Source organism: Pseudomonas sp. EggHat1 (genome assembly GCF_014892995.1).
Classification (GTDB): Bacteria; Pseudomonadota; Gammaproteobacteria; order Pseudomonadales; family Pseudomonadaceae; genus Aquipseudomonas; species Aquipseudomonas chaetocerotis.
Genome location: NZ_JACKQK010000001.1, coordinates 472,817 through 496,594, shown reverse-complemented (window position 1 = coordinate 496,594; position 23,778 = coordinate 472,817). Strand labels below are relative to the sequence as shown.

The following is a 23,778-nucleotide window of genomic DNA, read 5'->3' as shown; positions in this document are numbered from 1 at the left end:
TCGAGTGCGTCAGCGGTCAAGAACCTGGCTGAAACGTAGCAGGTAACCATCCGGGTCCTGGATCATCAGCTGGCGCACCCTGATCCAGCTGTCGCCAGTGCGGTAGTCCACCGTCTCCAGTGGCAGGCGCAGCGGCACGTCATTGGCGAGCAAAGCCTGATACAGCGGCTGCAGATCGATCACGTCGATCTGCAGATTGATGCCGCGTCCCAGCGGGCGGTCGAGTGGCTGGACCGTCCAGGGATCGTCTGGCCGAGCATGTGGGGCGATCTGTTCCAGCATCAACGCGGCTTCGCCCAGAACGATAGCTGCAAAACCATCCTCGGGGCGTTGGTACAGCAGGTTGAAACCCAGCACTTGTTGGTAGAACGCCAGGCTGGCCTGCAGATCACTGACCTGCAGTTCAGGCGTCAGGGCCGGCAGGCGCGTGCGGCTCACGCCTGGTCCTGCGCCGCCTGCAAGGCTACCAGTGCCGGTGCGGCATAGATGCCCACTTCCACCGCCAGTTCCATCACTCGCGGCAGGTCGCTGGCGTACACCAGTACCGCTTGCAACTGGTCATCCAGCGGTTCACTGAAGTCCAGCAGCACGTAGCCACCGGTTTCTGGCGACAGCGCAGAGAGCTGCACCTGAATGCGGTTGAGCGCCTTGAGCGGCTCGGTCTTGGCCAGTTGTTTGGGCTTGAGCACGAACTGTACCTGCGGGCCGAAGGATTCGGTGATGTGCTGGAACAGTTCTTCATAGCTGTCGGCCTGGAACAGCACGGTGTCCGGCAGGCTGCCGACCACCACCCACTCGCCCAGGGGGATGGGGAATTCGTCGTCGTAGTTGACGTCCGGGTTGGCGGCGAGGAAGGCGGCCGGATCGGCATAGGCCTGGGTGGCTTCATCGGCGATACGGGCGATCTCGTCCTCGGGCAGGCAGCCGGAGCTTATCTTGGCGATCAGTTCTTCCAGCTGGGCTTTCATCGGGGCATTCCTGTTCGGGGGCAAAGGCGCGCAGGATAAGGCAAAGCACGCTGCGCTAGAAGTAGGCCAGCAGGCGGCCGAGGCTCATCACCAGCAGCCAGATCAGCAGCGACAGTGCCGCCTGCATTCGACCGAACAGCGGCGCATACGCATCACAGTCGCTCAGCCGGGCGTTCCACAGGTGGCGAAACAACAGGGCGTTGCCGATGCCCAGGGCGATCAGCAGCAGCTTGAGCTGCAGCAGTCGGTCAACTGCCAGTGGCCCGGCGTCGGCGGCGAACAGGCAGATGCCGCTGCCCAGCAGGAGCAACAGGCCGGCCACCGCCAGTGGCGTCAACGTGCGCGACACCGCTGCCAGCGGGAAACTGCGGCCGGCGCCAAGCAGGCGCGCATCGAGCAGCAGCATGGGCCCAAGCAGCAACACCAGGCCAAGCAGATGCAGCAGGTTGAGCGCCGGGTAGAGCAGTGCCGAGCTGCGCATCTGCTCGCCCAGGGCCGTGGCTTCGAGCCAGGCGGCCCAGGCGATCAGGCTGTCCATCTAGCGCAGTTCGATGGTGCGACCGTCGACGATTATGCGTTCGGCGCGGATCTCCGCAGTGCCGTCCTTGCGTGGGTAGCCGACTATGGTCACGGTCTTGCCCGCCGTCAGGTCGGCTTCCGGCAGGCCGCGTGCCTGCAGACGGTTGATCGGGGCGAGGATCACCTGCCAGGTGCGCCCGTCGTGCTCGATGCTCACATCGGCGTGCGGGTTGCGGTAGTTGACGGTCTGCAGCGGCACTTCCAGGGTCAGGAGCTGATCGGCGTCGTAGGAACTCCAGCCATGGTGGGCCTGGGCAATGGCACCAGCCAGCAGCAGGCCAAGTGTGGTGGTGAGAAGCAGCAGTTTCTTCAGCATGGCGATCACCCGGTGGACTGATTGAACACCGGGTAAACCTAGACCCTGTAACCGATGCTGCGACGCACGGGCAGCATTTGGAAACAGAATGAGGCGGTCAGATGCCTCAGCCGTAGCGCTTCTTCGCTTCGATGGCCAGGCCACTGCCGATGCTGCCGAAGGTATTGCCTTCCACACTGCGCGCGTTGGGCAGCATCGCTGCCACGCTCTGACGTAACGCCGGCACGCCGCTGGAGCCGCCGGTGAAGAACAGTGTGTCGACCTGATCGGCGCTGACTCCGGCATCGGCGAGCAGTTGCGTGAGGCTGGCGCGGATGCGTTCGAGCAGCGGCTCGATGGCGTTCTCGAACAGCGGGCGAGTCAGCTCGGCGACCAGGCCCGGCTCCACGCGTGACAGATCGATGGGACGCGCATCCTGCTCGCTGAGGGCGATCTTGCTCTCTTCCACCTGCATCGCCAGCCAGTGCCCCGCGCGCTGTTCGATCAGACCGAACAGGCGGTCGATGCCGGTGGCGTCGACGATGTCGTAGCGCATGTTCTGCAGGGCCAGCTGGGTCTTCTGCGCGTACAGCGCGTTGATGGTGTGCCAGGTCGCCAGGTTGAGGTGGTAGCTGGTGGGCATGAACGCGTCGCTCTTCATCCGGCTGCCGTAGCCGAACAGCGGCATCACGCCGGCCAGCGATAGCTGCTTGTCGAAGTCGGTCCCGCCGATGTGCACGCCGCCGGTGGCAAGGATGTCTTCCTGGCGCTCGGCCAGGTGGTGGCGCTCGGGTGCCAGGCGCACCAGGGAGAAGTCCGAGGTACCGCCGCCGATGTCGACGATCAGCACCAGCTCCTCGCGGTCCAGGTTCGACTCGTAGTCGAAGGCCGCTGCGATGGGCTCGTACTGGAACGACACGTCCTTGAAACCGAGCTTGTGCGCCACGGCCACCAGGGTGTTCTGCGCTTCCTGATCGGCAGCCGGGTCGTCATCGACAAAGAACACCGGGCGGCCCAGCACCACTTCCTCGAAGGCACGCTCAGCCTGGGCTTCGGCACGCTTCTTCAGCTCCCCGATGAAGAAGCCGAGCAGGTCCTTGAATGGCAGGGCGCTGCCCAGCACGGTGGTTTCGCTCTTCAGCAGCTTGGAGCCCAGCAGGCTTTTCAGCGAGCGCATCAGACGCCCTTCATAGCCTTCCAGATACTCGTGCAGGGCCAGGCGGCCATAAACCGGGCGGCGCTCCTCGATGTTGAAGAAGATCACCGAGGGCAGGGTGATCTTGCCGTCTTCCAGTGCTAGCAAACTGTCCTGGCCGGGGCGCAGCCAGCCGACAGTGGAATTGGAGGTGCCGAAGTCGATGCCGCAAGCGCGGGCGGGCGTGGAAAAGGACATGGAACGCAGGACCAGAGTGATTGCCGGGAAAGTGTTCTGCGTCGCCGGACGACGCCCCAGCGTGCTGCCTGAGGCGGCAGGTCACGAAACGGCCGCGCATTCTATGTCAGTGCGTGGGGTTGTCAAATGTGTGGAGCGCCGGTGGCGGTTGTTCGCTCGCTATGCGCGGCATGCGCGCGGCCCAGCGCCTTTTTCAGGACGCTGGTGTGTCGCGAGGATTGCGTCAATCGCACTGGGCTGGCGCCGGGCGTTCAGCCAGTCGTTGTCAGCGCATTTTGAAGTATTCACGGTGAAACCGTGTTTCGGGCAGGCCGCAGGCCGACCAGTCCCGCAACAGCCGGTCGCCCAGACCGAATGGGCCGCAGAACCACAGGCTGGAGTCATGGAGGCCGCCAGTCGTCGCGCCGATTTTCTCCAGATCGAGATTGCCATCGCGCGATTGATGGATCAGGTGCAGGTGCACGCCTGCGCGCTGGCACAGGTCCGCTACACGCCTGTTCAGGGGCGATTGTTCGGGTGTACAGAAGAAGAAATGCAGGTCGCTGTCTGACCTTTGTGCCGCCGGGTTGGCTGCCAGATGCTCCAGTCGGGAAATAAATGGCGCCACGCCCACGCCACCGCCGACCCACACCTGGGCGCTGTCGCTGTCGGCGAAGGTAAAGCGTCCATAGGGTCCTTCGAGCTGCATGCGACTGCCGACTGCCAGTGATTGCATCAGTCGCAAGGTATCGTCACCCAGCACCTTGACGCAAAAACTGATGGTCCTCGGGTCGGTGTCGGAGGATGCGATGCTGAACGGGTGCGGGTCTTGGGTGTTGGCAAAGCGCACGAAGGCAAACTGACCGGGTTTGAATGTCAGGCGGTCATCATCCATGCGGCAGTGGATTTCCATGACGCCGTCGGCGTGGCGCACGATGTTCTGCACGCTGCCTGTGTAGTGTTTCCCGCGTTGCGCCAGGCCGAACATGATGGCCAGCCCGGCCAGGCAGCCAACCAGCGCTGCGAGCACAACCCAGATCCCGCTCAGCGTTGGCCAGAGGGCATCCGGCAGCAGGACGATGGCGTGGAAAGTGGCGGCAATGAATAGCAGCGGAAAGGCTTTGTGCAGCCGCCGAAACCAGTGGTACGGGATGTATTTGATCAGCGCCAGCAGCACCAGCGTGATGGCGATGTAACCCAGCCACTCGCCGATGTCCTTGGCCGGGTCGCGCAAGAACTCGAAGACACGTTCCGGGGCATTGCCGGACTTCGCCGGTCGGGTCAGCCAGCCTTGGCGATCGACTTCGGGACGATCTCCATCATCCAGTGCACGAATACCAGGACGCCAGCAGTGATGCCCAGCCATTTGTGCAGTCGATAGCTCTGGTCGAGGCCTCCGAGCAGGTCTTCCAGCCACATCGGGCGTGTGGCCAGCAGCGTGATCAAGGCCATCAATGAGTAGGCGACGATGCCGCTGAGGATGATGCTGTTGCCTCGCAGTGTCCAGAAGTCGCTTCCCGGCCCCCCCTGCGGCAGCATGCTTACCAGCCAGATGGCAACAGGCAGGATCAGAGCCAGCCAGAACCAGCGCTTCATGGCATTTACCTTTAGGACGTGAGAAGAATTGCGCGCGTCGGCCCGTCATGGGAAGCCGATTCTTGTCACGAAAACTACAGCGATATCCTTTCGCGCTCTTTGAGTTGGATCAATCCCTTGTGCACTGGGCTGGCCGGAAGGACATTGCGCAGCCGCCATGACGGGCCTCGCCTGCGCGTCAGAGCGGCCTTTTCGACGGTGTCAGGCGCTGCATCGAGCGCTCATGATCCCTTGGCGTCTTGCTGGCGGCGTTGCCATTGGCTCCATTCGAAGCCCAGCACCACCAAGAGCGACAGGCCAAACGGCAGCAGCAGGTAGAACATGCGGAACACGATCAGCGCGGCGAGCACGTCAGCCGCAGGCAGCTCTGGCATGGCGGCGAGGAAGGTCACTTCCAGCACGCCCAGTCCACCCGGCGCATGAGATAGCAGCGCCAACGAGAAAGAGGCGAGGAATACACCGAGCACCACCAGGTAGCCGGGGTGGTTGTCGGCTGGCAGGGCGAAGTAGATGATTGCCGCCGCACAGAGCAACTCCAGCGGGCCGGCCAGCAACTGCCGACCGACGATGGGCAGGCGCGGATATTCCACGTGCAGCTTGCCCAGGGTCCAGGGTTTGAACTGGCGCCAGGAGCCCAGCACGTAGAGACCGACCAGGCTCAGCAGCACGCTGCCAATGACCACCGAGACCAGCGGCGTGATGTTGGCGACCCGGTGGATCAGGTCGGGCTGCGCGATCAGCACGCAGCCGCTGGCCAGCAGGGCGCCCAGAGCGAAGGTGAAGGAGCAGAAGACGATGAGGATGCCGATTTCCTGTGGCGTCAGGCCCTTGCTGCGGTAGGCGCGATAGCGCACCACTGCGCCGGAGAACACCGAGGCACCGATGTTGTGAGCCAGGGCGTAGGTGGTGAAGGAGCACAGGGTGATGAAACGCCAGGGAATCTGCTTGCCGAGATGGGCAACGGCGATGCGGTCGTACCAGGCCAGGGCCCAGTAAGCGCCCAGAGTGGCGCCGGCAGCCAGCAGCCAGTTCAGATGGCTGATCGCGCGCAGACTATCGGCGATCTCGTCAAGGGAGATGGTGCGCAACTCGCGGTAAAGCAGGAAACAGGACGCCACGACGGCGACCAGACCGATCAGCGTCCAGATCAGGTCGCTGCGTTTCAGCTTGGGTTTGGCTTCGACAACGGACACTGCAACTCCTCGCTCTACAGGCCCGGTAGGCGATCTTGCCGGTCAGGGAGCCTGTCGAGGCTAATGTTCACGACCTTGTAGGTCGGCTCGCGACGGCCGCCGACTGATGCTGCTCTTCGCGGCGCGCTGCGCAGTATCAGCGAGGCACTGCTTTCGCTCAACAGGCAAGCACGTATCCGATTCATACCCAGGCCAGTGTGATGGCTGCCAGCGCGGCGTAGCGACCGGCTTTGGCCAGGGTGACGATGGCAACGAATATCCACAGGCGCTCACGCATCACTCCCGCGACCAGGGTCAGTGGATCGCCGATCACCGGCATCCAGCTCAGCAGCAGCGACCAGCGCCCATAGCGCGCGTACCAGCCCTGTGCCTGCTGCAGCCGAGCCGGGCTGACCGGGAACCAGCGGCGCTCGCGATAGTGCTCGATGGAACGACCCAGTAGCCAGTTGATCCAGGAGCCCAGCACATTGCCCAGGGTCGCCACCAGCAGCAAGGCCCAGAGTGGATGCTGGCCTGCCAGCAGGAGGGCGACCAGCACCGCTTCTGACTGCAGTGGTAGTAGCGTCGCTGCGCCGAAGGCAGAGATAAACAATGCTGGATAGGCGGACAGACTCAGCATGGCAGGAGCACGCCGGCCGTTGGGCCGGCGGGGGTCAGGACTGCGATTCCTGGCCGCTGTTGGCCATGATCTCTTCCAGGCTCAGGCCGGTCAGGCCGTGAATGGTCTTCCACAGGTAGTAGAAGATGGCCATCAGCATGATCATCGAGGGAATGGCGATCATCGGGTAGCTGAGCAGGGTCATGCGCCCCAGTTCGTCATTGAACGCCTCGGTGCCGGCCGGACTGACCACGATCCACTTGGCCAGCACATAGTTCATGAACGAGGAAAAAAAGAAGGTGCCGCTGAGCCAGTAGGTCGCGCGCATCAGGCGCGTCTCGAAGTGCTCGACATGACCGCCTTGCTCCAGACGGTCGTGGATCTTGTCGATGTTGAGCACCGTCTTGTTGAACAGCAGGGTGCGAATCAGCGGGTAGCGGGTGCGTGTCGAAACCAGCACGGCAACGCCGATCAGGCCGGGAATCAGTGCTTCCTTGACTGCCAGCCACTGGGTGTCGAGTTTGAGCAGGCCGATACCACCGGTCAGCGCGACGCTGATCAGGCCGAGCAGGGCGATGAAGTTGAATTTGCGGTATCGGATCAGCTCGAACGCGCCCCAGCCCAGTGGGAACGCCAGGGCCAGGATCAGCGCGCCATCGGCGCCGAGGCGGTGCTCGCCACTGAGCTTCATCAGGATGAACGAGGGGATCAGGATGCTGATGGCCAGGTCGATCAGCGGGCGGGGCTTGTGCGTCGGGGTACGGCTGTCAGTAGTGGCGGTCATGGTAGCTGGAGTCTGCGTAGGAACGCCGATGATCGCCTGCCCGGCTCGCCAGGGCTAGTCCGACCGTCGGTTTTGAATGTGAAAAAGTATGAGTCGACAGCCATCTGACAGGAGAGAAGAGCTGGCTGGCGATGCTAGAGTGATGGCAGGGCCTGGGAGTCGAACATGCCAAGAATCATCCCTTTCATTTGCCTGCTGCTGACGGTTTTTTTCCTGACGCCTGTGCCGTCCTGGGCGCGGGACTGCATCGGTATGGTGCCGGCCGGCACTTCGGCGTTCTGGAGCGAGCTGGAGGCCGGTGCGAGGCGCACCGCTGACGATCTGCAATTGGAACTCTACACGCGCGGCCCGACCCAGGAAGGTAGCGTCGAGGTGCAGTTGCAACTGATAGATCGTGTGCTTGCACGGGGTTGCAAGGCACTGATCATCGCCCCGGCTGGCGATGCCATCGATACCCGGATCGCGGCCTTGCGTGCCGAAGGTATTCCCACCGTCTATGTCGACCGTGGCGTTGCGGGGGATGGCGCCTACGCGCTGGTGGCGACCGACAACTTCCTCGCAGGTCAGTTGGCCGGGCAACAGCTGGCCGAGCGCCTTGGGCAGGGTGGCAGAGTCGGGTTATTGCGTTTACGTCCCGGGCTGCAATCGACCGAGGAGCGTGAGCGCGGCTTTCTGCTGGCGGCACAGGCGTCCGGGCTGCAGGTGGTGTTCGACACCTACCTGGGTGATGACCGCCAGCGCATCGTCGATGCCCTGAGCGAACAGTTGCCCAGGCTCGACGGCCTGTTCAGCCCCAACGGCACCAGCACCCGAGCGACCCTCGCGGCTCTGCGCCAACTGGGCAAGGCCGGAGCGGTGGACTTCGTCGGCTTCGATGGAGGCGACCTGCTCTTCGATGCCGTGCGCGAAGGACATATTCACGCCCTGTTGCTTCAGCAGCCGCAGGCCATGGGCGATCATGCGGTGCGCCTGGTGCATCGGGCCCTGAGTGGCGAACGCGCCATTTCACGCCTGCAACTGTTGCTCGAACCACGGGTACTGACTGCCAGGGATTTGGCCGATATGACCGCGCCGCAACAGCCTTGGTGATGGGCAAAGCGTGGGTTTATGATCCTTGTCCTGGCCGCCCTGAATTCGCTGTAGGGCGCGCTCTAGACGGTGGCGTGCAATGAATCTGAAGTACCTGCTCGCAGTTCTGTTGTTCTGCAGCTTCTGCGTCCACGTGACGGCTGCCGAGTTGCGGCTGTATACCGAAGACTATCGACCCTTCAGCTATCTCGAGAATGGCGAGCCGAGTGGCATGGCTGTGGCGGTGGTCGAAGAATTGATCCGCCGTACCGGCGAGCGAGCGCGCATCGAACTGGTGCCCTGGACGCGCGGCTATCATCAGGTTCGTCATCAGGCCGACACGGCATTGTTCTCCACCGTGCGCACGGCGCAGCGCGAAGCTGAATTTCAGTGGGTCGGGCCGATCGCGCAAGGCTATACGCGTTTCTACACGTACAAGGATGCCGGGCTGCGAGTCACCAGCCTGGACGACGTGCGCCAGCTCGGCACTCTTGCGGTGCCCAAGCAGTGGTACAGCTACGAACTGCTGCGCGAACAGAAACTGGATAACCTGTATGGCGTGCCGACGCCTCAGGACATGCTGCGCATGTTTCGCCATGGTCGGGTCAAGCTGCTGCTGGCCAACACCCTGACCCTCGACGGCATGCTTGCCGAACAGGGCATGAATGCCGGGCAGCTGCAGGCGCAGTTCGACCTGATGACCAATGACTCCTATATCGCCTTTTCCCTGCAGACGGATGCCGAACGTGTCGCGCGATGGCAGCAGGCGCTGCAGCAGATGCGCCAGGACGGCAGCCTGGAGCGGATCTATCGACACTGGTTACCGACGGCCGATGAGCGGACGTTGGTCGATTTGTTGCGCCTCGAGTGAAGCGGCCGCATGGCGCTCCACGGCTTGCTAGGCTGCAAGCGGGAGGGGGGCGATGATGATGGGCAAGCGTATGTATCGATGCTTGTGTGCCTTGCTGGTGGCGCTATGCGTGCCGGCGCAGGCCCAGTTGCGTCTGCTCACCGAGGATGCGCCGCCGATGAGCTTCATGCGCGAGGGCGAGCCCAGCGGCTTCTCCGTCGAGGTGGTCAGAGCGTTGCTGGCGCGCACCGGCGACAGCGGTCAGATCGAATTGATGCCCTGGACGCGAGCATTGCATCTGGCTCAACAGGAGGAAGATGTCGCGCTGTTTTCCACCGTGCGCACAACCGAGCGCGAGAACAGGTTCCAGTGGGTCGGGCCCATCGTGGTCGGCACCACCAGCTTCTACTCGCTCAAGTCCCGTGAGCTCGTCATCGATACGTTGGAGCAGGCCGCGGCCAGCGGGCCACTGGCCCTGCCCAAGCAGTGGTACACCTTCGAGACCCTCAGTGCGAGGGGCTTTACCAACCTCTATGGCGTGCCCGGTTCGAAGCAGATGGTGACCATGCTCAAGCATGGCCGGGTCAATCTGATCGCCACTGAAGACCTGACTCTGGCTGGCGAGCTGGCCGCTGCCGACCTCAAGCCGCAGGACGTCACCGCGCATGTGCCGTTCATGCGCTCGGCCTACTACATCGCCTTCTCCCCGCAGACGTCGGTGGTGCGTGTGGTGCGCTGGCAGCGCGCGTTACAGCAGATGCATGAGGACGGCAGTCTCGAGGCGATCCTCAGGCGCTGGCTGCCGCATGCGCCGATGCCGCCCATCGCTCCGTAGCGCCCCTCGTGGCGACTGGTTAATCTGAGCGCTGAAATCCATCGAGTCCGATCATGTCGCGTCGTCATCTCACTCTCGATCTGCGCAGTCGCGCCGGCTTGTTCGCTCACCTTGGTGCGATGGAACGGGCCGGTGTGCCCATTGATCGGGCGCTGGCCAGTCTGGATCTCGGTACGCGCCACGAAGCCGCCGTGAAGCGCTTGCGGCAGATGATCGGCGGTGGACGGGACATGGCGAGTTCCGGCCAGTTGAGTGGCGTGTTCACGCCACTGGAAAGTGGTCTGGTGCGCGCCGCGCAGGACGCCGGCGCACTGGCGCATATCTACGAGCAACTGGCGCAGCGCTACGACGAACAGGCGCGCCACGCGGCAGAATTGACGTCACGGCTGCTGCTGCCGGCCGGTGTGTTGTTACTGGCACTGGCGGTCAAGCCCTTGCCCGCTTTGGTCGCGGGAAGCCTGAGCGGTGCAGGTTACCTGGCGGCCGTGTTGCTGCCGGTGTTCTGGCTGTCAGCACTGCTGTTTGGCGCGCGCGCGTTGTGGCGTCGCTGGCAGCAGCGGCGAAGCGATCAGCCGGGCCCGCTAGACGATCTGCTCCTGGCGCTGCCGGTGCTGGGCAGCCTGCAGCGGCGTGCGGATATCCGTAACTTCTGCGACAGCCTCGGGCTGTTGCTGGAGGCAGGCATGCCGGTGCTCGATGCCTTGCCGCGTGCCTGCAATGCGGTCAGCAACGCACGGCTGCGGCGGGATTTCGCCAATCTGGCGCCACGCGTAGCCGCAGGGCAGTCGCTGGTGCGTGCCTTCGACGGGCTGAGTTTTCATGGCAAAGCCATGCTCATCGGCGTGCTCAATACTGGTGAAGCGACCGGCCGACCGGGCGAGGCGCTGCTGCGTTTCGCCCGCCTGCAGGCGCAGCAGCTGGCTGCGAGCCAACAGGCGCTGGCGAGCTGGGCACCACGCTTGTTCTATCTGGCCGTCGCCGTGTGGATGGCGTACGGCCTGCTGACCGGTGGCGGATTCTTCCCGGCCCTGCCCGCGGAGCTGGCTGGCCGATAATTTGCTGGTTATCGACCACGGCGGTCCGTTTGAAAGCTGGCAGCAAGTGCCTTGCGCTAGCATTCGTCACGTCTACGCCATGACTAAAAAGAGAAAAAAGCGATTCAACCGACTTTGGAATACGCCCCATGCCCATCTTGCAACGTGCATCCCACCATGAGCTACGCAGTGCCTTTCGTGCTCTGCTGGCCTCCGACCGCTGCTATCACACGGCTTCGGTCTTCGATCCCATGTCCGCCCGCATCGCCGCTGATCTCGACTTCGAGGTCGGCATCCTCGGAGGCTCCGTCGCTTCCCTGCAGGTGCTCGGCGCGCCGGACTTCGCCCTGATCACTCTGAGTGAATTCGTCGAGCAGGCCGCGCGCATCGGCCGCGTCTCGCGTTTGCCGGTGATCGCCGACGCCGACCACGGCTACGGCAATGCGCTCAATGTGATGCGCACCGTGGTCGAGCTGGAACGCGCCGGCGTTGCCGCGCTGACCATCGAAGACACCCTGCTGCCGGCTCAGTTCGGCCGCAAGTCCACCGACCTGATTTCCATCGAGGAAGGCGTCGGCAAGATCCTCGCCGCGCTGGAGGCGCGTGTCGATCCGGAGCTCTCGATCATCGCCCGTACTCATGCCGGCGTACTGGAGGTGGACGAAGTGATCCGCCGCACTCGCGCCTACGAGGCGGCCGGCGCCGACGCTATCTGCCTGGTCGGGGTCAGGGATTTCGCCCATCTGGAGCAGATCGCCGCAGGCCTCAAGGTGCCGCTGATGCTGGTCACCTACGGCAACCCCGAACTGCGCGACAATCAGCGCCTGGCGCGCCTGGGTGTACGCATCGTGGTCAACGGCCACGCCGCCTACTTCGCTGCGATCAAGGCCACCTACGACTGCCTGCGCGAACAGCGCGGTGCGCAGCCGTGCGACCTCAACGCCACCGAGCTGACCCACAAGTACACCATGCCCGAGGATTACATCGTCTGGGCCAAGGAGTTCATGGAAGTGCGCGAGTAAGAGCCTGTTCACGATCTGCTGCGCGTCGACCCTACGGCGTTAAAAACAGGCTCGGACTGCTCATTTACAGCACGTAAACTCCGCGTCCTCGCCTGTTTTTGCCTTGTAGGCTTCTAGCTCGCAATATCGTGAACAGGCTCCTAGCAAGAACAGCACTTGCACTTCGCATTCCTCGGGCGCATATCTGTCCGGTGGGTGCGAGGAGGTGCAGCATGGCAGGCGGATGGGCAAGTGACGACGCGGTACAGGAGCAGATCGACAGCAGCATCGAGGATGCCGTTGCGCGTGCTCGCAGCCAACTGCCGAAGGGCGAGAGCCTGCGTCATTGCGAGGAATGCGATGCTGTCATTCCCGAGGCCCGTCGCCAGGCGATTCCCGGCGTGCGCCTGTGCGTCAATTGCCAGGCCGAGCACGACCGGGAGAATGCCGCCTACAGCGGCTACAACCGCCGGGGCAGCAAGGACAGTCAGTTGCGTTGAACTCTCAGAACAGCGCGCCGATATAGACTGCGCCGCCGATACCGGCCTGGATGCCGAGATTGGCTCCTGCCATCAACAGGGCGCCACTCGCGGACTGCATCAGCTTGCGGGTGAGGATCGGCGAGAGGGTGAGGTTGGCTGCTGGAGTTGTATTGGCCAGCGTTACCGCCGCCAGCAGCTTCGGGTCCAGGCCGAACAGCATGGCCGTTGCGGATACACCCAGCGCAACACCACCGCCCGCTTCCACGTACATGCAGGGGCCGACGATATCGTCGCGGGTGAGGTCGCCAGCCACCAGGTCGTCTGCGACGAACACCGCTCCGTCGCTGGGGAAGGCTTCTGCTGCCCCGACTCCGCCGACGCTCTTGCCCTTGATCTTGATATCCACTTTGCCGAAGCGCGGCAGTTTGGCCCCCATGCCAAGGCCTGCACCGATACCGCTGTAATGTAGTTTGACGTTCTCGCCGGTTGGCGAACGCAGGGTTATCGAACCGCCGCTACCGGCAACAAAGGCCAGAGTCAGGCCGCCACCACTGGCCGTGACGTAGTCCCAGCGGCTGGGGTTGACGGGCAGGGGGATGGGTATCTTCGGCATTATCGCTTCCTTGTGAATGTTGCTCAGACGCTTTGCTGAGGAGCGCGTCTGAAGAGGGTCAGCAGCCCGCTGACCATGAAGATGGAGCCCAGCAGCCCGAGAAAGATCGAGGTTCCCCAAAGCGCGCCGAAGTCATCGATCACGGCAGAGGTGGCCTGCGCCTCGGCCCGGTAGTAGACCTTGACCGGCATGCCGACCTGATAGCCGTAAATCCAACCGCCCTGGGGGTAGGAAATACGGGCTCCGTTGTTGTCGGTGAAGGCTATCTCCGGGTGGGAGCCGCCCGCATTGAGGGCGACGACATTGCCTTCGGCCTGAAGAGCGGATTTCAGGAAACCCACGCGAGAAGAGGTCTGCACGACCGTTGCTGTGATCAGCGCGAGGCCCACCAGAGCAAAGAGGCCGCCCTTGAACAGGCGAGATGGAGTTGCGGGCATCCTGCGGTATTCCTGATCTTCCATGGAAATGGCCAGGGAATCCTGGGCCGGGTGTTAGGGCAAGCATCATCCTTTGAGAGTCCCTGGTATTGCAACAAAGCCTGAGATAGAGGGTCTTTCGCTGATACCGGCCCGCATTTACGCATGTGACGAAGCAGGATCATAAGGCCTCGTGGAGAGGACTCACATGATGAGGCTCGCGTTTTGGCGAGTTTTTACAATTGGCGTTCACCGGGCCATGTCACAGGCTTACGGAGTCGAAGTATTTCTTCCCCATAGAGCTTCGTGAGGCCGGGTTGATTGGTTGGTACGGCACCTATTCGAGTCCTGATGGTCTAGTGCTACTAGACCGTGACTCAGGAAGAGGTGCCTGCATGACGATTTTCGAAGCCTTGCGCATCAGCCACGACATCCAGCGCGAACTGGCGCAGAAGCTGATCGCCACCCAGGGCGACAGCGCCGAGCGCCACGCCTTGTTCTCTCAGCTCAAGCAGGAGCTGGCCGTGCATTCGGTGGCCGAAGAACGCCATTTCTATATCCCCCTGATGCAGCAGGACGCAGGTGTCGATCTGTCGCGCCATGCGATTGCCGAGCATCACCAGATGGATGAAATGATCGAGGATCTGGAAGAAACCGACCCCAGCAGCCCGAGCTGGCTGGCGCAAGCCAAGGCGCTGGCGGAAAAGGTCGAGCACCACCTCAGGGAAGAAGAACGCACCTTCTTCCAGATGGCCGGCAAGCTGCTTCGCGACAAGGAGAAGCAGCAACTGGCTGGCGACTATCTAAGCGCTTACGACGAGATGAAGCAGGCGTCCTGAATCAGCTAGCCTGAGTGGTAATGGCGGTTTGCACCCGCTCTACACATGATCGTAGGGCGGGTGAAACCCGCCACAGCCAACTCCGCAACAGGGACGTTGCCATGTCTGACTACCGCCGCGCCGCCGCTCCCGGGGGCACCTATTTCTTCACCTTGGTCAGCGAACGGCGTCAGCCGATTCTTACCCATCCCGATATCCGCCAGGCTTTGCGCGAAGCCATTCAAACGGTACGCCTTAGCCAGCCCTTCGCCATCGACGCCTGGGTATTGTTGCCCGATGCATCTGCATGCCATCTGGCGCTTGCCGCCAGGTGATGCGGACTTTTCCAATCGCTGGCGGTTGATCAAACGGCATGTCACGCATTCGTGTGGCAGCCGCTGTAACCGCTCGAATTTGTTGAGCCACCGACGTCAGACGAAGGGCCAGGGCACGCTCTGGCAACAGCGCTTCTGGGAGCATCTGATCCACGATGAGCGCGACTACGCCCGGCACTTCGACTACCTGCACGGCAACCCGCTCAAGCATGGGCTGGTAGCGCGTGTGGGGGATTGGCCCTGGTCGTCGTTTCACCGTTGGGTGAAGGAGGGTATTTACCCCGTCGATTGGGGCGGGGATGCGAGCCTTGATGAGCTGGGTGTCGGGGAATGAACCGGAGAATGAATTGGCGGGTTGCACCCGCCCTACAGGTTTGGGCAGGCGGGGCAATCGCCTACCCCATAGGGCGGGTGAAACCCGCCACTGTCGTCTCAGCCTGCGATGTCAGAACAGGAAATAGCGCTGCGCCATCGGTAGCACTTCGGCCGGCTCGCACCAGAGCAGTTGGCCGTCGGCCTTGACCTGGTAGTTCTGCGGATCGACCTCGATATCCGGCAGGTAGCCGTTGTGGATCAGATCGGTCTTCTGCACTTCGCGGCAGCCTTTGACCACACCGATTTTCTTCTTCAGACCGAGCTGCTCGGGCACGCCGGCATCGAACGCCGCCTGGCTGATGAAGGTGATGCTGGTGGCATGTCGGCTGCCACCATAGCTGGCGAACATCGGCCGGTAGTGCACCGGCTGCGGCGTCGGGATCGAGGCGTTGGCGTCGCCCATCAGGCTGGCGGCGATGGCGCCGCCCTTGAGGATCAGCGTCGGTTTGACGCCGAAGAAGGCCGGGCGCCAGAGCACCAGGTCGGCCCACTTGCCCGCTTCGATGGAACCCACCTCGTGGCTGATGCCGTGAGTGATCGCCGGGTTGATGGTGTACTTGGCGATGTAGCGCTTGGCGCGGAAGTTGTCGTTACCGGGCTCGTCTTCGGGCAGCGGGCCACGTTGCTTCTTCATCTTGTCGGCGGTTTGCCAGGTGCGGGTGATCACCTCGCCGACGCGGCCCATGGCTTGGCTGTCGGAGCTGATCATGGAGAACGCGCCGAGGTCATGCAGGATGTCTTCGGCGGCGATGGTCTCGCGGCGGATGCGGCTCTCGGCGAAAGCCACGTCCTCGGCGATGCTCGGGTCGAGGTGGTGGCAGACCATCAGCATGTCCAGGTGTTCGTCGATGGTGTTGCGGGTGAAGGGCCGGGTTGGGTTGGTCGAGGACGGCAATACATTGGGAAAGCCGCAGGCCTTGATGATGTCTGGCGCATGGCCGCCGCCGGCACCCTCGGTGTGGTAGGTGTGGATGGTGCGGCCCTTGAACGCACCGAGGGTGGTTTCGACAAAGCCGGACTCGTTCAGGGTGTCAGTGTGGATCGCGACCTGCACGTCGTACTGATCAGCGACCGACAGGCAGTTGTCGATGGCCGCCGGGGTGGTGCCCCAGTCCTCATGCAGCTTGAGGCCGATGGCACCGGCTTTCACCTGCTCGATCAACGGCTCCGGCAGTGAGGCGTTGCCCTTGCCGGTGAAGCCCAGGTTCATCGGGAAGGCGTCGGCGGCCTGGAGCATGCGCGCCATGTGCCAGGGGCCAGAAGTGCAGGTGGTTGCGTTGGTGCCGGTAGCCGGCCCGGTACCGCCGCCGATCATGGTGGTGACGCCACTCATCAGGGCCTCTTCGATCTGCTGCGGGCAGATGAAGTGGATGTGGGTGTCGATGCCGCCGGCGGTGAGGATCATGCCTTCACCAGCGATCACCTCGGTGCCGGCGCCAATCGCAATCGTGACATCGGGCTGGATATCCGGGTTGCCGGCCTTGCCGATGGCGGCGATGCGGCCGTCCTTGAGGCCGACGTCGGCCTTGACAATGCCCCAGTGGTCGATGATCAGCGCGTTGGTGATCAGGGTGTCGACCACATCGGCCGCGCACAGCTGGCCCTGACCCATACCGTCGCGGATCACCTTGCCGCCGCCGAATTTCACTTCTTCGCCGTAGGTGGTGAAGTCCTTTTCCACTTCGATCCACAGGTCGGTATCGGCCAGGCGCACTTTGTCGCCGACGGTGGGGCCGAACATGTCGGCGTAGGCTTGTCTGCTGATCTTCATTGGCTCGTCCCGTAGGGTGCGCCGTGCGCACCGTTGTTATCTGCGTTGCTTGTGGTGCGCATGGCGCACCCTACGAAAATCTGTGTCTCAAAGATCGCCCATGACCCGTCCGGCGAATCCGAACACCCGGCGCGCGCCGGCCAGATCGACCAGCTCCACCTCGCGGCTCTGCCCCGGCTCGAAACGCACCGCGGTACCGGCCGGGATGTTCAGGCGCATACCGCGCGTGGCCGCGCGGTCGAACAGCAGAGCATCGTTGGTCTCGAAGAAGTGGTAGTGCGAGCCGACCTGGATGGGCCGGTCGCCGCTGTTGGCCACGGACAGGGTCAGGGTGCGGCGACCGGCATTGAGCTCGATCTCGCCGTCGGCAATCTGGTATTCGCCGGGAATCATCAGTCAGGCCTCGCAAGCGTCTTGTAGTAGATGGCATTGGCCCGGTAGGTGCCGTCCGGGCCACAGGCGTAATCGGGTAGGCCACCAATGCTGACGTAGCCCAGGTTTCGATAGAGGTGCTCCGCGTCGCTGCCGGCCTCGGTGTCGAGATAGAGCAGGCCGCGTTTGCGGGCAGCTGCTTCCTGTTCGACAGCTAGCATCAACAGGCGAGCAACGCCACGACGGCGCGCCGTGCTGAGCACCAGCAGTTTCTGTACTTCCGCGCGGTTCAGCCCATTGGGCTTCTGGCACAGGCTCAGTTGCACGCTGCCCAGAACGCGGCCTTGTTCATGGGCCACCCAGAGCAGCAGTGAGCCGTCCGTCATGGCCGCATGCACCTGGGCGAAATATTCAGCGGCTTCTCGTTCGTCGAGATCGGCGAGAAAGCCTATCGATGCGCCATGGCTGACGGCATCGAGCAGCAGGACGATCAAGCCTTCGCGATAGGTGGCGAAGTTGGCGCTGTCGAGTCGCTGTAGCCTCAGGTCCACGGGGTCACTCCTTGGCGCCGAGGATCAGTTGCATGAAGGTCAGATCCAGCCAGCGCCCGAACTTGCGGCCGACCTGGGGCATCTGTCCGCTGGTGACGAAGCCGAGGCGCTGGTGCAGACGGATCGACGCGATATTCTCCGACTCGATGGCGGCGACCATGACGTGCAGGTTGGCGGCGCGGGCGCGCTCGATCAATGCCTGCATCAGCAGCGGGCCGAGGCCCTGGCCGCGTTGGTCGGTGCGTACGTAGACCGAATGCTCGACGGTCTGACGGAAGCCTTCGATGGTGCGCCAGGTGCCGTAGCTGGCGTAGCCAACTACCTCGCCGGCGGCGTCATGCGCCACCAGCACCGGGAAGCCGGCCGCCGTGCGCTCTGCCAGCCAGGCGCGACGGTTGGCCAGATCCACCAGGGTCTCGTTCCAGATTGCCGTGGTGTGCTGTACTGCGTCGTTGTAGATGGCCAGGATGCCGGGCAGGTCGGTGTCGTTGGCGTCTTGAATCGAATAGGTCATGGCTCAGGCAATCGGCTGATGGACGGTCACCAGCTTGGTGCCGTCGGGGAAGGTGGCTTCGATCTGGATCTCCGGGATCATCTCCGGTACGCCCTCCATCACCTGATCACGGCTCAGCAGGGTGGTGCCGAAGTGCATCAGCTCGGCCACTGTCTGGCCGTCGCGCGCGCCTTCGAGCAGGGCGGCGGAGATATAGGCCATGGCCTCCGGGTAGTTCAGCTTGACCCCGCGCGCCAGACGACGCTCGGCCACCAGGCCGGCGGTGAAGATCAGCAGCTTGTCTTTTTCTCTTGGTGACAAATCCATGACGGCTCCAGTCTGGAGGGGCAAGGCTGTGCCTTGTCCGCAATAGTGCTTCGGTCGCTGGGTGGAACGCGGCGTGCGCTGTTCCACTCTGGCGTGGCTGTACTGCAATTTGTAGGGGCCGGCTGGCCGGCCCCTAGATGTCCATTGTGCTCATGTGCTCCAGATTCGGGGTGGCACCGCCTCGCGCCCCAGCATTGCCGGGCGCAGCAGGCGCCAGAGTTCGATCAGCCAGGCACGCGCCTTGAGTGCCTCGCTGGCCAGGCAACGCGCGACCAGCAGCCCCGACAGTTGGCTGAGATCACCACGCACACCTTCAATTTTTAACTCGCGGCAGCGCTCCAGCAGTTCGCTGTCCACTTCGCCGCTGACCAGCAGGGTGGCGAACACCGGTTGGCCGTTCAGTCCGATGGCCGAATCGAGCAGGCCATCGCCGCCGGCAACGCGCTGGCGCTCGTGCCAGAGCAGCTTGCCGTCACAGCGAATATCCAGCGCGGCCTGGAAGTGACCACTGGAAAAGCGCTCGTCGGCGGCGGGGCGGCCGAGGGCGACGATATCCCAGTAGAACAGGCGGGCGTCACCGTGCAGTTCGATCTGCGTGTGCAGTTCGGCCTGGGCGCCGGCGTAGACGATGGTTTCCTGCGGCAGCCATTCCAGAGTGGCGCCGGCTTCGATGCTCAGGCGCAGATCCTGCCGGGCGACGCCAGCGGCGCGATACCACTTGGCTGCGCCGGGACTGGTGAGCTGTACCCAGGTGTTTTCGCCGGCATGGGCCGAGATGTCCAGAACGTCACCGCCAGCGATGCCGCCGGGCGGGTGGATGATGATGTGCTGGCACACCTGCGGACCTTCGGCATACAGGTGCTTCTGCACTCTAAGAGGGCCGAGGTGGCGCCTGCGCACCGGTGTGGTGCGTTCGCCGTGGTGCGCGTAGGCCAGCTCCAGCTCGGCAGACCAGCTTGGCGTGAACAGGGCGGCAGGCAGATTCATGGTGGGGCAGCGGTTCCGCAGGATAGTTGACCGAGTGGGCAAGCAAGAGGCGTGCCCTGAACCAATTCGGTGCGACTTCTTGCCTGCCTGCATCTGTGGCCAGTCGCGGTGCTTCATCTGGCTCTGCCGGTCGCGCCCGGCCAGCTCTAGAGTCGGGCGTACGATTCGTATGGAGCGCTCATGTTCACCTTTATCGCCTTCGCCGCCGGCCTGGTGCGCGGCTACAGCGGCTTCGGTTTTGCCATGCTGATGGCGCTCGGATTGATGCAGCAGCTGCCACCTGCAGAGGCGGTGCCGGTGGCGCTGATTCTCGACGTGGCTTGCAGCGTGACACTCTGGCCGGCGGCGTTGCGCGCCGTTCATGGGCGTGTGCTGGTGCGCCTGCTGATGGGCATGCTGCTGGCTGTGCCGCTGGGCGCGTGGCTGCTGCTGTGGTTGCCTGCTCACGTCATGGCGCCGCTGGTGGCTGTGCTTTGTTTGTGTGGTGGCGTGCTGGTGTTATGGCTTCCGTCTATTGCCACGCCGCTGGGCCAGGGCATGGCCTGGTTGGCGGGGCTGGCATCTGGTCTGGCGACCACCATGGCTTCGGCCGGCGGCCCGCCATTGATGATCTACCTGCTGCGTAGTGGCCTCGACGCACGTCAGTTGCGCGGCACGGCGGTGCTGTTCTTCCTGGCCAGCAGTTCCTTCGCGCTGATCGGGCTGGGCGTCGCAGGTGTGCTGACCGGCGCGCAGTGGTGGCTGGCGCTGGAGCTTGCACTGCCGGCGCTGGCCGGCAATCTGCTCGGCCAGTGGCTGCTCCCGCGTTGGCAGCCGCTGTCGCTGCGGGTGCTGGTCGGCGGGCTGTTGGTACTGCTGTCGGCGGGGAGCCTGCTAAAGGCGATCTGGTAGGGTGCGCCGCGCGCACCGAGAACGCGTGCTATGGCTGCTGATCTGCAGGGCGTATCCGGTGTTGCGAAATTGCTGTGGTGCGCATGGCGCACCCTACGGGCGGGTTCGGTGTCGGTGACCCGCCCTGCGAGGCGCGTTCTTCAATCGCGGTCGATGGCGAAGGGTGACCAGGCCTGGCGGCTCGGCATGATTTCCAGGCGGTTGATGTTGATGTGATCCGGCAGGGTGGCGACGTAGAAGATCTGCTCGGCGATGTCCTCGGCGGTCAGCGGTGTGGTAGTGCCGTACAGCGCGTCGGAGGCAGCCTGGTTGCCCTTGGTGCGCACCAGGGTGAACTCGGTTTCGGCCATGCCGGGGGCGATGTCGGTGACGCGCACGCCGGTGGATACCAGGTCGCAACGCAGGTTGAAGCTGAACTGTTTGACGAAGGCCTTGGTGGCACCGTACACGTGGCCGCCCGGGTAGGGCCATTCGCCGGCCACCGAGCCGATGTTGATGATGCTGGTGCCTTTGCCGATGGCCAGCAGCTTGGGCAGCACCGCGTGGGTGACGTTGACCAGGCCGGTGACGTTGGTGTCGATCATGGTGTGCCAGTCTTCCAGGGCGACCTTCTGCGCGGCCTCCGGGGCCAGCGCCAGGCCTGCGTTGTTGACCAGCACATCGATGCGCTCGAAGGGCGCCGGCAGGCCGTCGACCAGCGCCTTCACCGCAGCAGCATCACGCACGTCGAGCGTGGCGACATGCACCGGCACCTTGTCCTGCAGTTCTGCCTTCAGTTCTTCCAGGCGTTCCAGGCGTCGGCCGCTGAGTACCAGAGCCCAGCCGGCCTCGGCGAAGCGTCGTGCCGTGGCGCGGCCGAAGCCGGATGTCGCGCCTGTGATGAATGCCACCTTGCTCATGGATAACCTCATTTTGCTGTTAGGGGTCATGGCTTGCTCCTGCGTCCGCTGTCGAGCGCACGAAGAGCAGTCCCAGTGGGGCGGTGCGCAAGTCTAAGGCCTTGGCCGCAAGGCTGCGCTCCACAGCTGGCTGCGGATTCACGCGGACAGTTCGAGGAACTTGCGCACGCGTTCTGTTTCCGGGTTGGTGAAGAACTTCTCCGGCGCGGATTTTTCGATCAGCAGGCCCTTTTCCAGGAACACCACCTGGTCCGACACCGCGCGGGCGAATTCCATCTCATGGGTGACCACGATCATGGTGTAGCCCTCGCTGGAGAGGTTCTTCATCACGGTCAATACTTCGCCGACCCGCTCCGGGTCGAGTGCCGAGGTCGGCTCGTCGAACAGGATCACCTCCGGGCTCATGGCCAGGGCGCGGGCAATTGCCACACGCTGCTTCTGCCCGCCGGAGAGGGTGTAGGGAAAGGCCTCGGCCTTCTGTTCCATGCCGACCTTTTCCAGCAGCGTCTGGGCGATGGCACGGGCCTCGTCCTTGCGCATCTTCTTCACCTGCATCGGTGCTTCCATGACGTTCTGCAGCACGTTCAGGTGCGGCCACAGGTTGAAGCTCTGGAACACCATGCCGGTACGTGCGCGAATCGCCGCGAGGTCGCGGTTGTTCATGCGCTTGCCCTGGGCGTCGACGCCAATGCGCTGGCCGGCAATGTGAATGCTGCCGCGATCCGGCTCTTCGAGCCAGTTGATGCAGCGCAGCAAGGTGGATTTGCCCGACCCGGAGGAGCCCAGCACGCTGACCACCTCGCCCTTGTTCACGGTCAGCGAGATGTCGCGCAGCACCTCGACGCCGTCGAAGCTCTTGGAAAGATTGTCGATCTGGACCGCAGGGATGTCAGGCATGTTCGAAACCTCGTTTGGCGCCGAACCGGCTCGCCCACTTGAGCGCCAGTTCCAGGCAGATGCTGATGATCCAGTACAGGGCGATGACCACGATGAACGCCTCGCTGGGGATGAAGTAGGTGGCCTGCACCGAGTTGGCCGCAGCGGTCAGTTCCTGCACGGTGATGATGGTGAGAAAGGCGGTGTCCTTCAGCGCGTAGATCAGCTGGTTGCCGAGCAGCGGGCGAGTACGGATCACCAGTTGCGGCAGGATGATCCGCCAGTACAGACGGCCTGGGCGAAAGCCGTGGGCCTTGGCCGCCTCGACCTGGCCGAGCGGCAGCACCAGGCGGGCACCACGCAGGATCTCGGCGAAGTAGGCAGCGTGATAAATGGCCAGCGCCACCAGGCCCGCGCCCCAGGCGCTGGGCTTCACCCCCAGGGCCGGCAGGCCGTAGTAGAGCAGGTAGGCCAGCACCAGGAAGGGCAGCATGCGCATCAGGTTGATCGCCCCACGCAGCAGTGTCGACAGCCAGTTGCGGCCCTCCAGCAGGTAGACGGTGAAGCAGCCGATGACGAAGGCCGCCAACACCGACAGGACGAACAGGATCAGGGTGTTGAGTGCGCCGTTGAGGAAGGCGCCGCGGGCCTCCCAGATGATGTTCCATTCGCTCATGGTCGCGTCCTCACATGGCCAGTCGGTTGGCTTTCTTCTCGGCGATGGCCTGCACCTTGAGCAGCACGCCGATGATCAGCATGTACAGCAGGGCGGCGGCGAGAATCGGTGGCAGCGGCTCGTAGGTCACGGCGCTGATGCGATTGGTCACGCGGGTCAGGTCGACGATGCCGATCACCGCGATGGCCGGGCTGCTCTTGATCAGGAAGGACATCTCGTTGACCAGGCCGGGCAGGCTGCTGGTGATCATCTGCGGCAGCATGATGCGGCGGAAGAACACGCCGTTGGTCATGCCGCAGGCCAGCGCCGCCTCCTTCTGCTCGCGGGAGAAACTGATGAAGGCCGTGCGCCAGACCTCGGCATTGAAGGCTGCGGTGTTCAGGGTGAGGGCAAGGATCGCCGCCGTGTTGCGATCCATGGCCAGGCCGAAGGTGGGTGCCGAGAGGAAGATGAACAGCACCAGGGTGACCAGCGGCGTGGCGCGCGCCAGGCTCACGTAGAGCACCAGTGCCTGTTCCACGAAGGGAATGCGCGCCATGCGCAGCAGGGCGATACCCAGGCCGATGACGACGCCCAGGGCGATGGCGATCAAGGAGATCCACAGAGTCGTCCAGGCGCCTTCGAGCAGCAATAACCAGGCTTGTCCGTTCATGTCGGGCTCCTAGAAAAAAGGTGGGGTGTTGCAAGCAAGGTCAGGGCCAGGCGGCTGGCCCTGATAGGCGG

General features: G+C 63.6%; 30 protein-coding genes and 1 pseudogene. 9 read left to right on the top strand and 22 right to left on the bottom strand.

Going from position 1 to position 23,778, the window contains the following annotated elements; genetic code table 11:
• Nucleotides 1–9: 9 nt before the first annotated feature.
• The 10 genes from INS93_RS02310 to INS93_RS02265 all read right to left on the bottom strand — a co-directional run bounded on the left by INS93_RS02310 (nt 10) and on the right by INS93_RS02265 (nt 7,385).
• Nucleotides 10–438, bottom strand: a complete 429-nt coding sequence (locus tag INS93_RS02310) for a VOC family protein (protein ID WP_319017530.1) — start codon at nt 436–438, stop codon at nt 10–12.
• On the bottom strand, nt 435–968 hold the full coding sequence (locus INS93_RS02305) for a hypothetical protein (RefSeq protein ID WP_192980148.1): 534 nt from the start codon (nt 966–968) through the stop codon (nt 435–437). The genes INS93_RS02310 and INS93_RS02305 overlap by 4 nt, the downstream gene beginning before the upstream one ends.
• A gap of 55 nt (nt 969–1,023) precedes the next feature.
• Nucleotides 1,024–1,506 carry a hypothetical protein gene (locus tag INS93_RS02300; protein WP_192980147.1) on the bottom strand — a complete coding sequence of 161 codons (483 nt, stop codon included), beginning with the start codon at nt 1,504–1,506 and terminating at the stop codon, nt 1,024–1,026.
• Complete coding sequence (locus INS93_RS02295) at nt 1,507–1,863, bottom strand: DUF6152 family protein (protein ID WP_192980146.1); 357 nt, start codon at nt 1,861–1,863, stop codon at nt 1,507–1,509. It lies immediately after the preceding gene.
• 106 nt (nt 1,864–1,969) lie between these two features.
• Nucleotides 1,970–3,235, bottom strand: a complete 1,266-nt coding sequence (locus tag INS93_RS02290; RefSeq protein ID WP_192980145.1) for an Hsp70 family protein — start codon at nt 3,233–3,235, stop codon at nt 1,970–1,972.
• Nucleotides 3,236–3,500: 265 nt separating this feature from the next.
• Nucleotides 3,501–4,580: an FAD-binding oxidoreductase gene (locus INS93_RS02285; RefSeq protein WP_192980144.1), complete on the bottom strand. Its 1,080-nt coding sequence runs from the start codon at nt 4,578–4,580 to the stop codon at nt 3,501–3,503.
• A complete protein-coding gene (locus tag INS93_RS02280; protein ID WP_192980143.1) occupies nt 4,496–4,810 on the bottom strand; it encodes a ferric reductase-like transmembrane domain-containing protein in 315 nt (104 codons plus the stop codon). The genes INS93_RS02285 and INS93_RS02280 overlap by 85 nt, the downstream gene beginning before the upstream one ends.
• A 221-nt stretch (nt 4,811–5,031) precedes the next feature.
• A complete protein-coding gene (locus INS93_RS02275; RefSeq protein WP_160019269.1) occupies nt 5,032–6,003 on the bottom strand; it encodes a lysylphosphatidylglycerol synthase transmembrane domain-containing protein in 972 nt (323 codons plus the stop codon).
• A gap of 181 nt (nt 6,004–6,184) precedes the next feature.
• Nucleotides 6,185–6,622 (bottom strand): YqaA family protein, encoded by a 438-nt coding sequence (locus tag INS93_RS02270; RefSeq protein ID WP_192980142.1) that lies wholly within the window; start codon nt 6,620–6,622, stop codon nt 6,185–6,187.
• A gap of 34 nt (nt 6,623–6,656) precedes the next feature.
• Nucleotides 6,657–7,385 carry a VC0807 family protein gene (locus INS93_RS02265; protein ID WP_160019271.1) on the bottom strand — a complete coding sequence of 243 codons (729 nt, stop codon included), beginning with the start codon at nt 7,383–7,385 and terminating at the stop codon, nt 6,657–6,659.
• 165 nt (nt 7,386–7,550) lie between these two features.
• Between INS93_RS02265 and INS93_RS02260 the strand changes: the two genes are divergently transcribed.
• The 6 genes from INS93_RS02260 to INS93_RS02235 all read left to right on the top strand — a co-directional run bounded on the left by INS93_RS02260 (nt 7,551) and on the right by INS93_RS02235 (nt 12,673).
• The gene (locus INS93_RS02260; RefSeq protein WP_192980141.1) at nt 7,551–8,474 is read left to right on the top strand and encodes a substrate-binding domain-containing protein; all 924 of its coding nucleotides are present in this window, start codon (nt 7,551–7,553) and stop codon (nt 8,472–8,474) included.
• A 79-nt stretch (nt 8,475–8,553) separates the two neighbouring features.
• On the top strand, nt 8,554–9,324 hold the full coding sequence (locus INS93_RS02255; protein WP_192980140.1) for a substrate-binding periplasmic protein: 771 nt from the start codon (nt 8,554–8,556) through the stop codon (nt 9,322–9,324).
• A gap of 52 nt (nt 9,325–9,376) precedes the next feature.
• Nucleotides 9,377–10,138, top strand: coding sequence for a substrate-binding periplasmic protein (locus tag INS93_RS02250; RefSeq protein WP_226945273.1), 762 nt, complete (start codon nt 9,377–9,379; stop codon nt 10,136–10,138).
• 53 nt (nt 10,139–10,191) lie between these two features.
• A complete protein-coding gene (locus INS93_RS02245; RefSeq protein ID WP_192980139.1) occupies nt 10,192–11,193 on the top strand; it encodes a type II secretion system F family protein in 1,002 nt (333 codons plus the stop codon).
• Between the two features lie 137 nt (nt 11,194–11,330).
• A complete protein-coding gene (locus tag INS93_RS02240; protein WP_160020176.1) occupies nt 11,331–12,194 on the top strand; it encodes an isocitrate lyase/PEP mutase family protein in 864 nt (287 codons plus the stop codon).
• 212 nt (nt 12,195–12,406) lie between these two features.
• Nucleotides 12,407–12,673, top strand: a complete 267-nt coding sequence (locus INS93_RS02235; RefSeq protein ID WP_021487914.1) for a DksA/TraR family C4-type zinc finger protein — start codon at nt 12,407–12,409, stop codon at nt 12,671–12,673.
• Between the two features lie 4 nt (nt 12,674–12,677).
• Here INS93_RS02235 and INS93_RS02230 read toward each other — a convergent pair whose 3' ends face one another.
• Together INS93_RS02230 and INS93_RS02225 are read right to left on the bottom strand one after the other, a co-directional pair.
• Entirely contained in the window at nt 12,678–13,268 is a 591-nt protein-coding gene (locus INS93_RS02230) for a hypothetical protein (RefSeq protein ID WP_192980138.1), read from the bottom strand.
• A 23-nt stretch (nt 13,269–13,291) separates the two neighbouring features.
• A complete protein-coding gene (locus INS93_RS02225) occupies nt 13,292–13,705 on the bottom strand; it encodes a DUF3592 domain-containing protein (protein WP_192980416.1) in 414 nt (137 codons plus the stop codon).
• 374 nt (nt 13,706–14,079) lie between these two features.
• Here INS93_RS02225 and INS93_RS02220 point away from each other — a divergent pair, with 374 nt between their 5' ends.
• Together INS93_RS02220 and INS93_RS02215 are read left to right on the top strand one after the other, a co-directional pair.
• Nucleotides 14,080–14,523, top strand: coding sequence for a hemerythrin domain-containing protein (locus tag INS93_RS02220; RefSeq protein WP_192980137.1), 444 nt, complete (start codon nt 14,080–14,082; stop codon nt 14,521–14,523).
• A 101-nt stretch (nt 14,524–14,624) separates the two neighbouring features.
• Nucleotides 14,625–15,171, top strand: a pseudogene (locus INS93_RS02215) (REP-associated tyrosine transposase).
• Nucleotides 15,172–15,282: 111 nt separating this feature from the next.
• Here the strand turns inward: INS93_RS02215 and ureC are convergent.
• From ureC to INS93_RS02185, 6 genes are all read right to left on the bottom strand, one after another.
• Entirely contained in the window at nt 15,283–16,983 is a 1,701-nt protein-coding gene (gene ureC / locus INS93_RS02210) for an urease subunit alpha (RefSeq protein WP_192980136.1), read from the bottom strand.
• 87 nt (nt 16,984–17,070) lie between these two features.
• Complete coding sequence (locus INS93_RS02205) at nt 17,071–17,376, bottom strand: urease subunit beta (RefSeq protein ID WP_192980135.1); 306 nt, start codon at nt 17,374–17,376, stop codon at nt 17,071–17,073.
• Nucleotides 17,376–17,906: a GNAT family N-acetyltransferase gene (locus tag INS93_RS02200; protein WP_192980134.1), complete on the bottom strand. Its 531-nt coding sequence runs from the start codon at nt 17,904–17,906 to the stop codon at nt 17,376–17,378. The genes INS93_RS02205 and INS93_RS02200 overlap by 1 nt, the downstream gene beginning before the upstream one ends.
• A gap of 4 nt (nt 17,907–17,910) precedes the next feature.
• On the bottom strand, nt 17,911–18,420 hold the full coding sequence (locus INS93_RS02195) for a GNAT family N-acetyltransferase (RefSeq protein ID WP_192980133.1): 510 nt from the start codon (nt 18,418–18,420) through the stop codon (nt 17,911–17,913).
• Nucleotides 18,421–18,423: 3 nt separating this feature from the next.
• Nucleotides 18,424–18,726, bottom strand: coding sequence for an urease subunit gamma (gene ureA / locus INS93_RS02190; RefSeq protein WP_017678731.1), 303 nt, complete (start codon nt 18,724–18,726; stop codon nt 18,424–18,426).
• A 150-nt stretch (nt 18,727–18,876) separates the two neighbouring features.
• Nucleotides 18,877–19,713, bottom strand: a complete 837-nt coding sequence (locus INS93_RS02185) for an urease accessory protein UreD (protein ID WP_192980132.1) — start codon at nt 19,711–19,713, stop codon at nt 18,877–18,879.
• A gap of 180 nt (nt 19,714–19,893) precedes the next feature.
• On the opposite strand from INS93_RS02185, the gene INS93_RS02180 reads away from it, so the two are divergent.
• Nucleotides 19,894–20,604 carry a sulfite exporter TauE/SafE family protein gene (locus INS93_RS02180; protein WP_192980131.1) on the top strand — a complete coding sequence of 237 codons (711 nt, stop codon included), beginning with the start codon at nt 19,894–19,896 and terminating at the stop codon, nt 20,602–20,604.
• A 140-nt stretch (nt 20,605–20,744) separates the two neighbouring features.
• Here the strand turns inward: INS93_RS02180 and INS93_RS02175 are convergent, their stop codons facing one another.
• From INS93_RS02175 to INS93_RS02160, 4 genes are all read right to left on the bottom strand, one after another.
• The gene (locus INS93_RS02175) at nt 20,745–21,503 is read right to left on the bottom strand and encodes an SDR family NAD(P)-dependent oxidoreductase (RefSeq protein ID WP_192980130.1); all 759 of its coding nucleotides are present in this window, start codon (nt 21,501–21,503) and stop codon (nt 20,745–20,747) included.
• Nucleotides 21,504–21,641: 138 nt separating this feature from the next.
• The gene (locus tag INS93_RS02170; protein ID WP_192980129.1) at nt 21,642–22,400 is read right to left on the bottom strand and encodes an amino acid ABC transporter ATP-binding protein; all 759 of its coding nucleotides are present in this window, start codon (nt 22,398–22,400) and stop codon (nt 21,642–21,644) included.
• Complete coding sequence (locus tag INS93_RS02165) at nt 22,393–23,055, bottom strand: amino acid ABC transporter permease (RefSeq protein WP_192980128.1); 663 nt, start codon at nt 23,053–23,055, stop codon at nt 22,393–22,395. Before INS93_RS02165 ends, INS93_RS02170 begins: the two co-directional genes overlap by 8 nt.
• Before the next feature lie 10 nt (nt 23,056–23,065).
• The gene (locus tag INS93_RS02160; RefSeq protein ID WP_192980127.1) at nt 23,066–23,707 is read right to left on the bottom strand and encodes an amino acid ABC transporter permease; all 642 of its coding nucleotides are present in this window, start codon (nt 23,705–23,707) and stop codon (nt 23,066–23,068) included.
• Nucleotides 23,708–23,778: the final 71 nt, after the last annotated feature.

What these genes read in the sequence shown, in the direction of transcription:
- INS93_RS02220 (WP_192980137.1), top strand. Translation starts at nt 14,080, where the DNA reads ATGACGATTTTCGAAGCCTTGCGCATCAGCCACGACATCCAGCGCGAA.
- INS93_RS02180 (WP_192980131.1), top strand. Translation starts at nt 19,894, where the DNA reads ATGTTCACCTTTATCGCCTTCGCCGCCGGCCTGGTGCGCGGCTACAGC.
- INS93_RS02185 (WP_192980132.1), bottom strand. Translation starts at nt 19,713, where the DNA reads ATGAATCTGCCTGCCGCCCTGTTCACGCCAAGCTGGTCTGCCGAGCTG.
- INS93_RS02280 (WP_192980143.1), bottom strand. Translation starts at nt 4,810, where the DNA reads ATGAAGCGCTGGTTCTGGCTGGCTCTGATCCTGCCTGTTGCCATCTGG.
- INS93_RS02250 (WP_226945273.1), top strand. Translation starts at nt 9,377, where the DNA reads ATGATGATGGGCAAGCGTATGTATCGATGCTTGTGTGCCTTGCTGGTG.
- INS93_RS02290 (WP_192980145.1), bottom strand. Translation starts at nt 3,235, where the DNA reads ATGTCCTTTTCCACGCCCGCCCGCGCTTGCGGCATCGACTTCGGCACC.
- INS93_RS02245 (WP_192980139.1), top strand. Translation starts at nt 10,192, where the DNA reads ATGTCGCGTCGTCATCTCACTCTCGATCTGCGCAGTCGCGCCGGCTTG.
- INS93_RS02300 (WP_192980147.1), bottom strand. Translation starts at nt 1,506, where the DNA reads ATGGACAGCCTGATCGCCTGGGCCGCCTGGCTCGAAGCCACGGCCCTG.
- INS93_RS02175 (WP_192980130.1), bottom strand. Translation starts at nt 21,503, where the DNA reads ATGAGCAAGGTGGCATTCATCACAGGCGCGACATCCGGCTTCGGCCGC.
- INS93_RS02225 (WP_192980416.1), bottom strand. Translation starts at nt 13,705, where the DNA reads ATGCCCGCAACTCCATCTCGCCTGTTCAAGGGCGGCCTCTTTGCTCTG.
- INS93_RS02265 (WP_160019271.1), bottom strand. Translation starts at nt 7,385, where the DNA reads ATGACCGCCACTACTGACAGCCGTACCCCGACGCACAAGCCCCGCCCG.
- ureC (WP_192980136.1), bottom strand. Translation starts at nt 16,983, where the DNA reads ATGAAGATCAGCAGACAAGCCTACGCCGACATGTTCGGCCCCACCGTC.
- INS93_RS02205 (WP_192980135.1), bottom strand. Translation starts at nt 17,376, where the DNA reads ATGATTCCCGGCGAATACCAGATTGCCGACGGCGAGATCGAGCTCAAT.
- INS93_RS02305 (WP_192980148.1), bottom strand. Translation starts at nt 968, where the DNA reads ATGAAAGCCCAGCTGGAAGAACTGATCGCCAAGATAAGCTCCGGCTGC.
- INS93_RS02195 (WP_192980133.1), bottom strand. Translation starts at nt 18,420, where the DNA reads ATGACCTATTCGATTCAAGACGCCAACGACACCGACCTGCCCGGCATC.
- INS93_RS02160 (WP_192980127.1), bottom strand. Translation starts at nt 23,707, where the DNA reads ATGAACGGACAAGCCTGGTTATTGCTGCTCGAAGGCGCCTGGACGACT.
- INS93_RS02230 (WP_192980138.1), bottom strand. Translation starts at nt 13,268, where the DNA reads ATGCCGAAGATACCCATCCCCCTGCCCGTCAACCCCAGCCGCTGGGAC.
- INS93_RS02235 (WP_021487914.1), top strand. Translation starts at nt 12,407, where the DNA reads ATGGCAGGCGGATGGGCAAGTGACGACGCGGTACAGGAGCAGATCGAC.
- INS93_RS02255 (WP_192980140.1), top strand. Translation starts at nt 8,554, where the DNA reads ATGAATCTGAAGTACCTGCTCGCAGTTCTGTTGTTCTGCAGCTTCTGC.
- INS93_RS02295 (WP_192980146.1), bottom strand. Translation starts at nt 1,863, where the DNA reads ATGCTGAAGAAACTGCTGCTTCTCACCACCACACTTGGCCTGCTGCTG.
- INS93_RS02165 (WP_192980128.1), bottom strand. Translation starts at nt 23,055, where the DNA reads ATGAGCGAATGGAACATCATCTGGGAGGCCCGCGGCGCCTTCCTCAAC.
- INS93_RS02270 (WP_192980142.1), bottom strand. Translation starts at nt 6,622, where the DNA reads ATGCTGAGTCTGTCCGCCTATCCAGCATTGTTTATCTCTGCCTTCGGC.
- INS93_RS02285 (WP_192980144.1), bottom strand. Translation starts at nt 4,580, where the DNA reads ATGGCTGGGCATCACTGCTGGCGTCCTGGTATTCGTGCACTGGATGAT.
- INS93_RS02260 (WP_192980141.1), top strand. Translation starts at nt 7,551, where the DNA reads ATGCCAAGAATCATCCCTTTCATTTGCCTGCTGCTGACGGTTTTTTTC.
- ureA (WP_017678731.1), bottom strand. Translation starts at nt 18,726, where the DNA reads ATGGATTTGTCACCAAGAGAAAAAGACAAGCTGCTGATCTTCACCGCC.
- INS93_RS02170 (WP_192980129.1), bottom strand. Translation starts at nt 22,400, where the DNA reads ATGCCTGACATCCCTGCGGTCCAGATCGACAATCTTTCCAAGAGCTTC.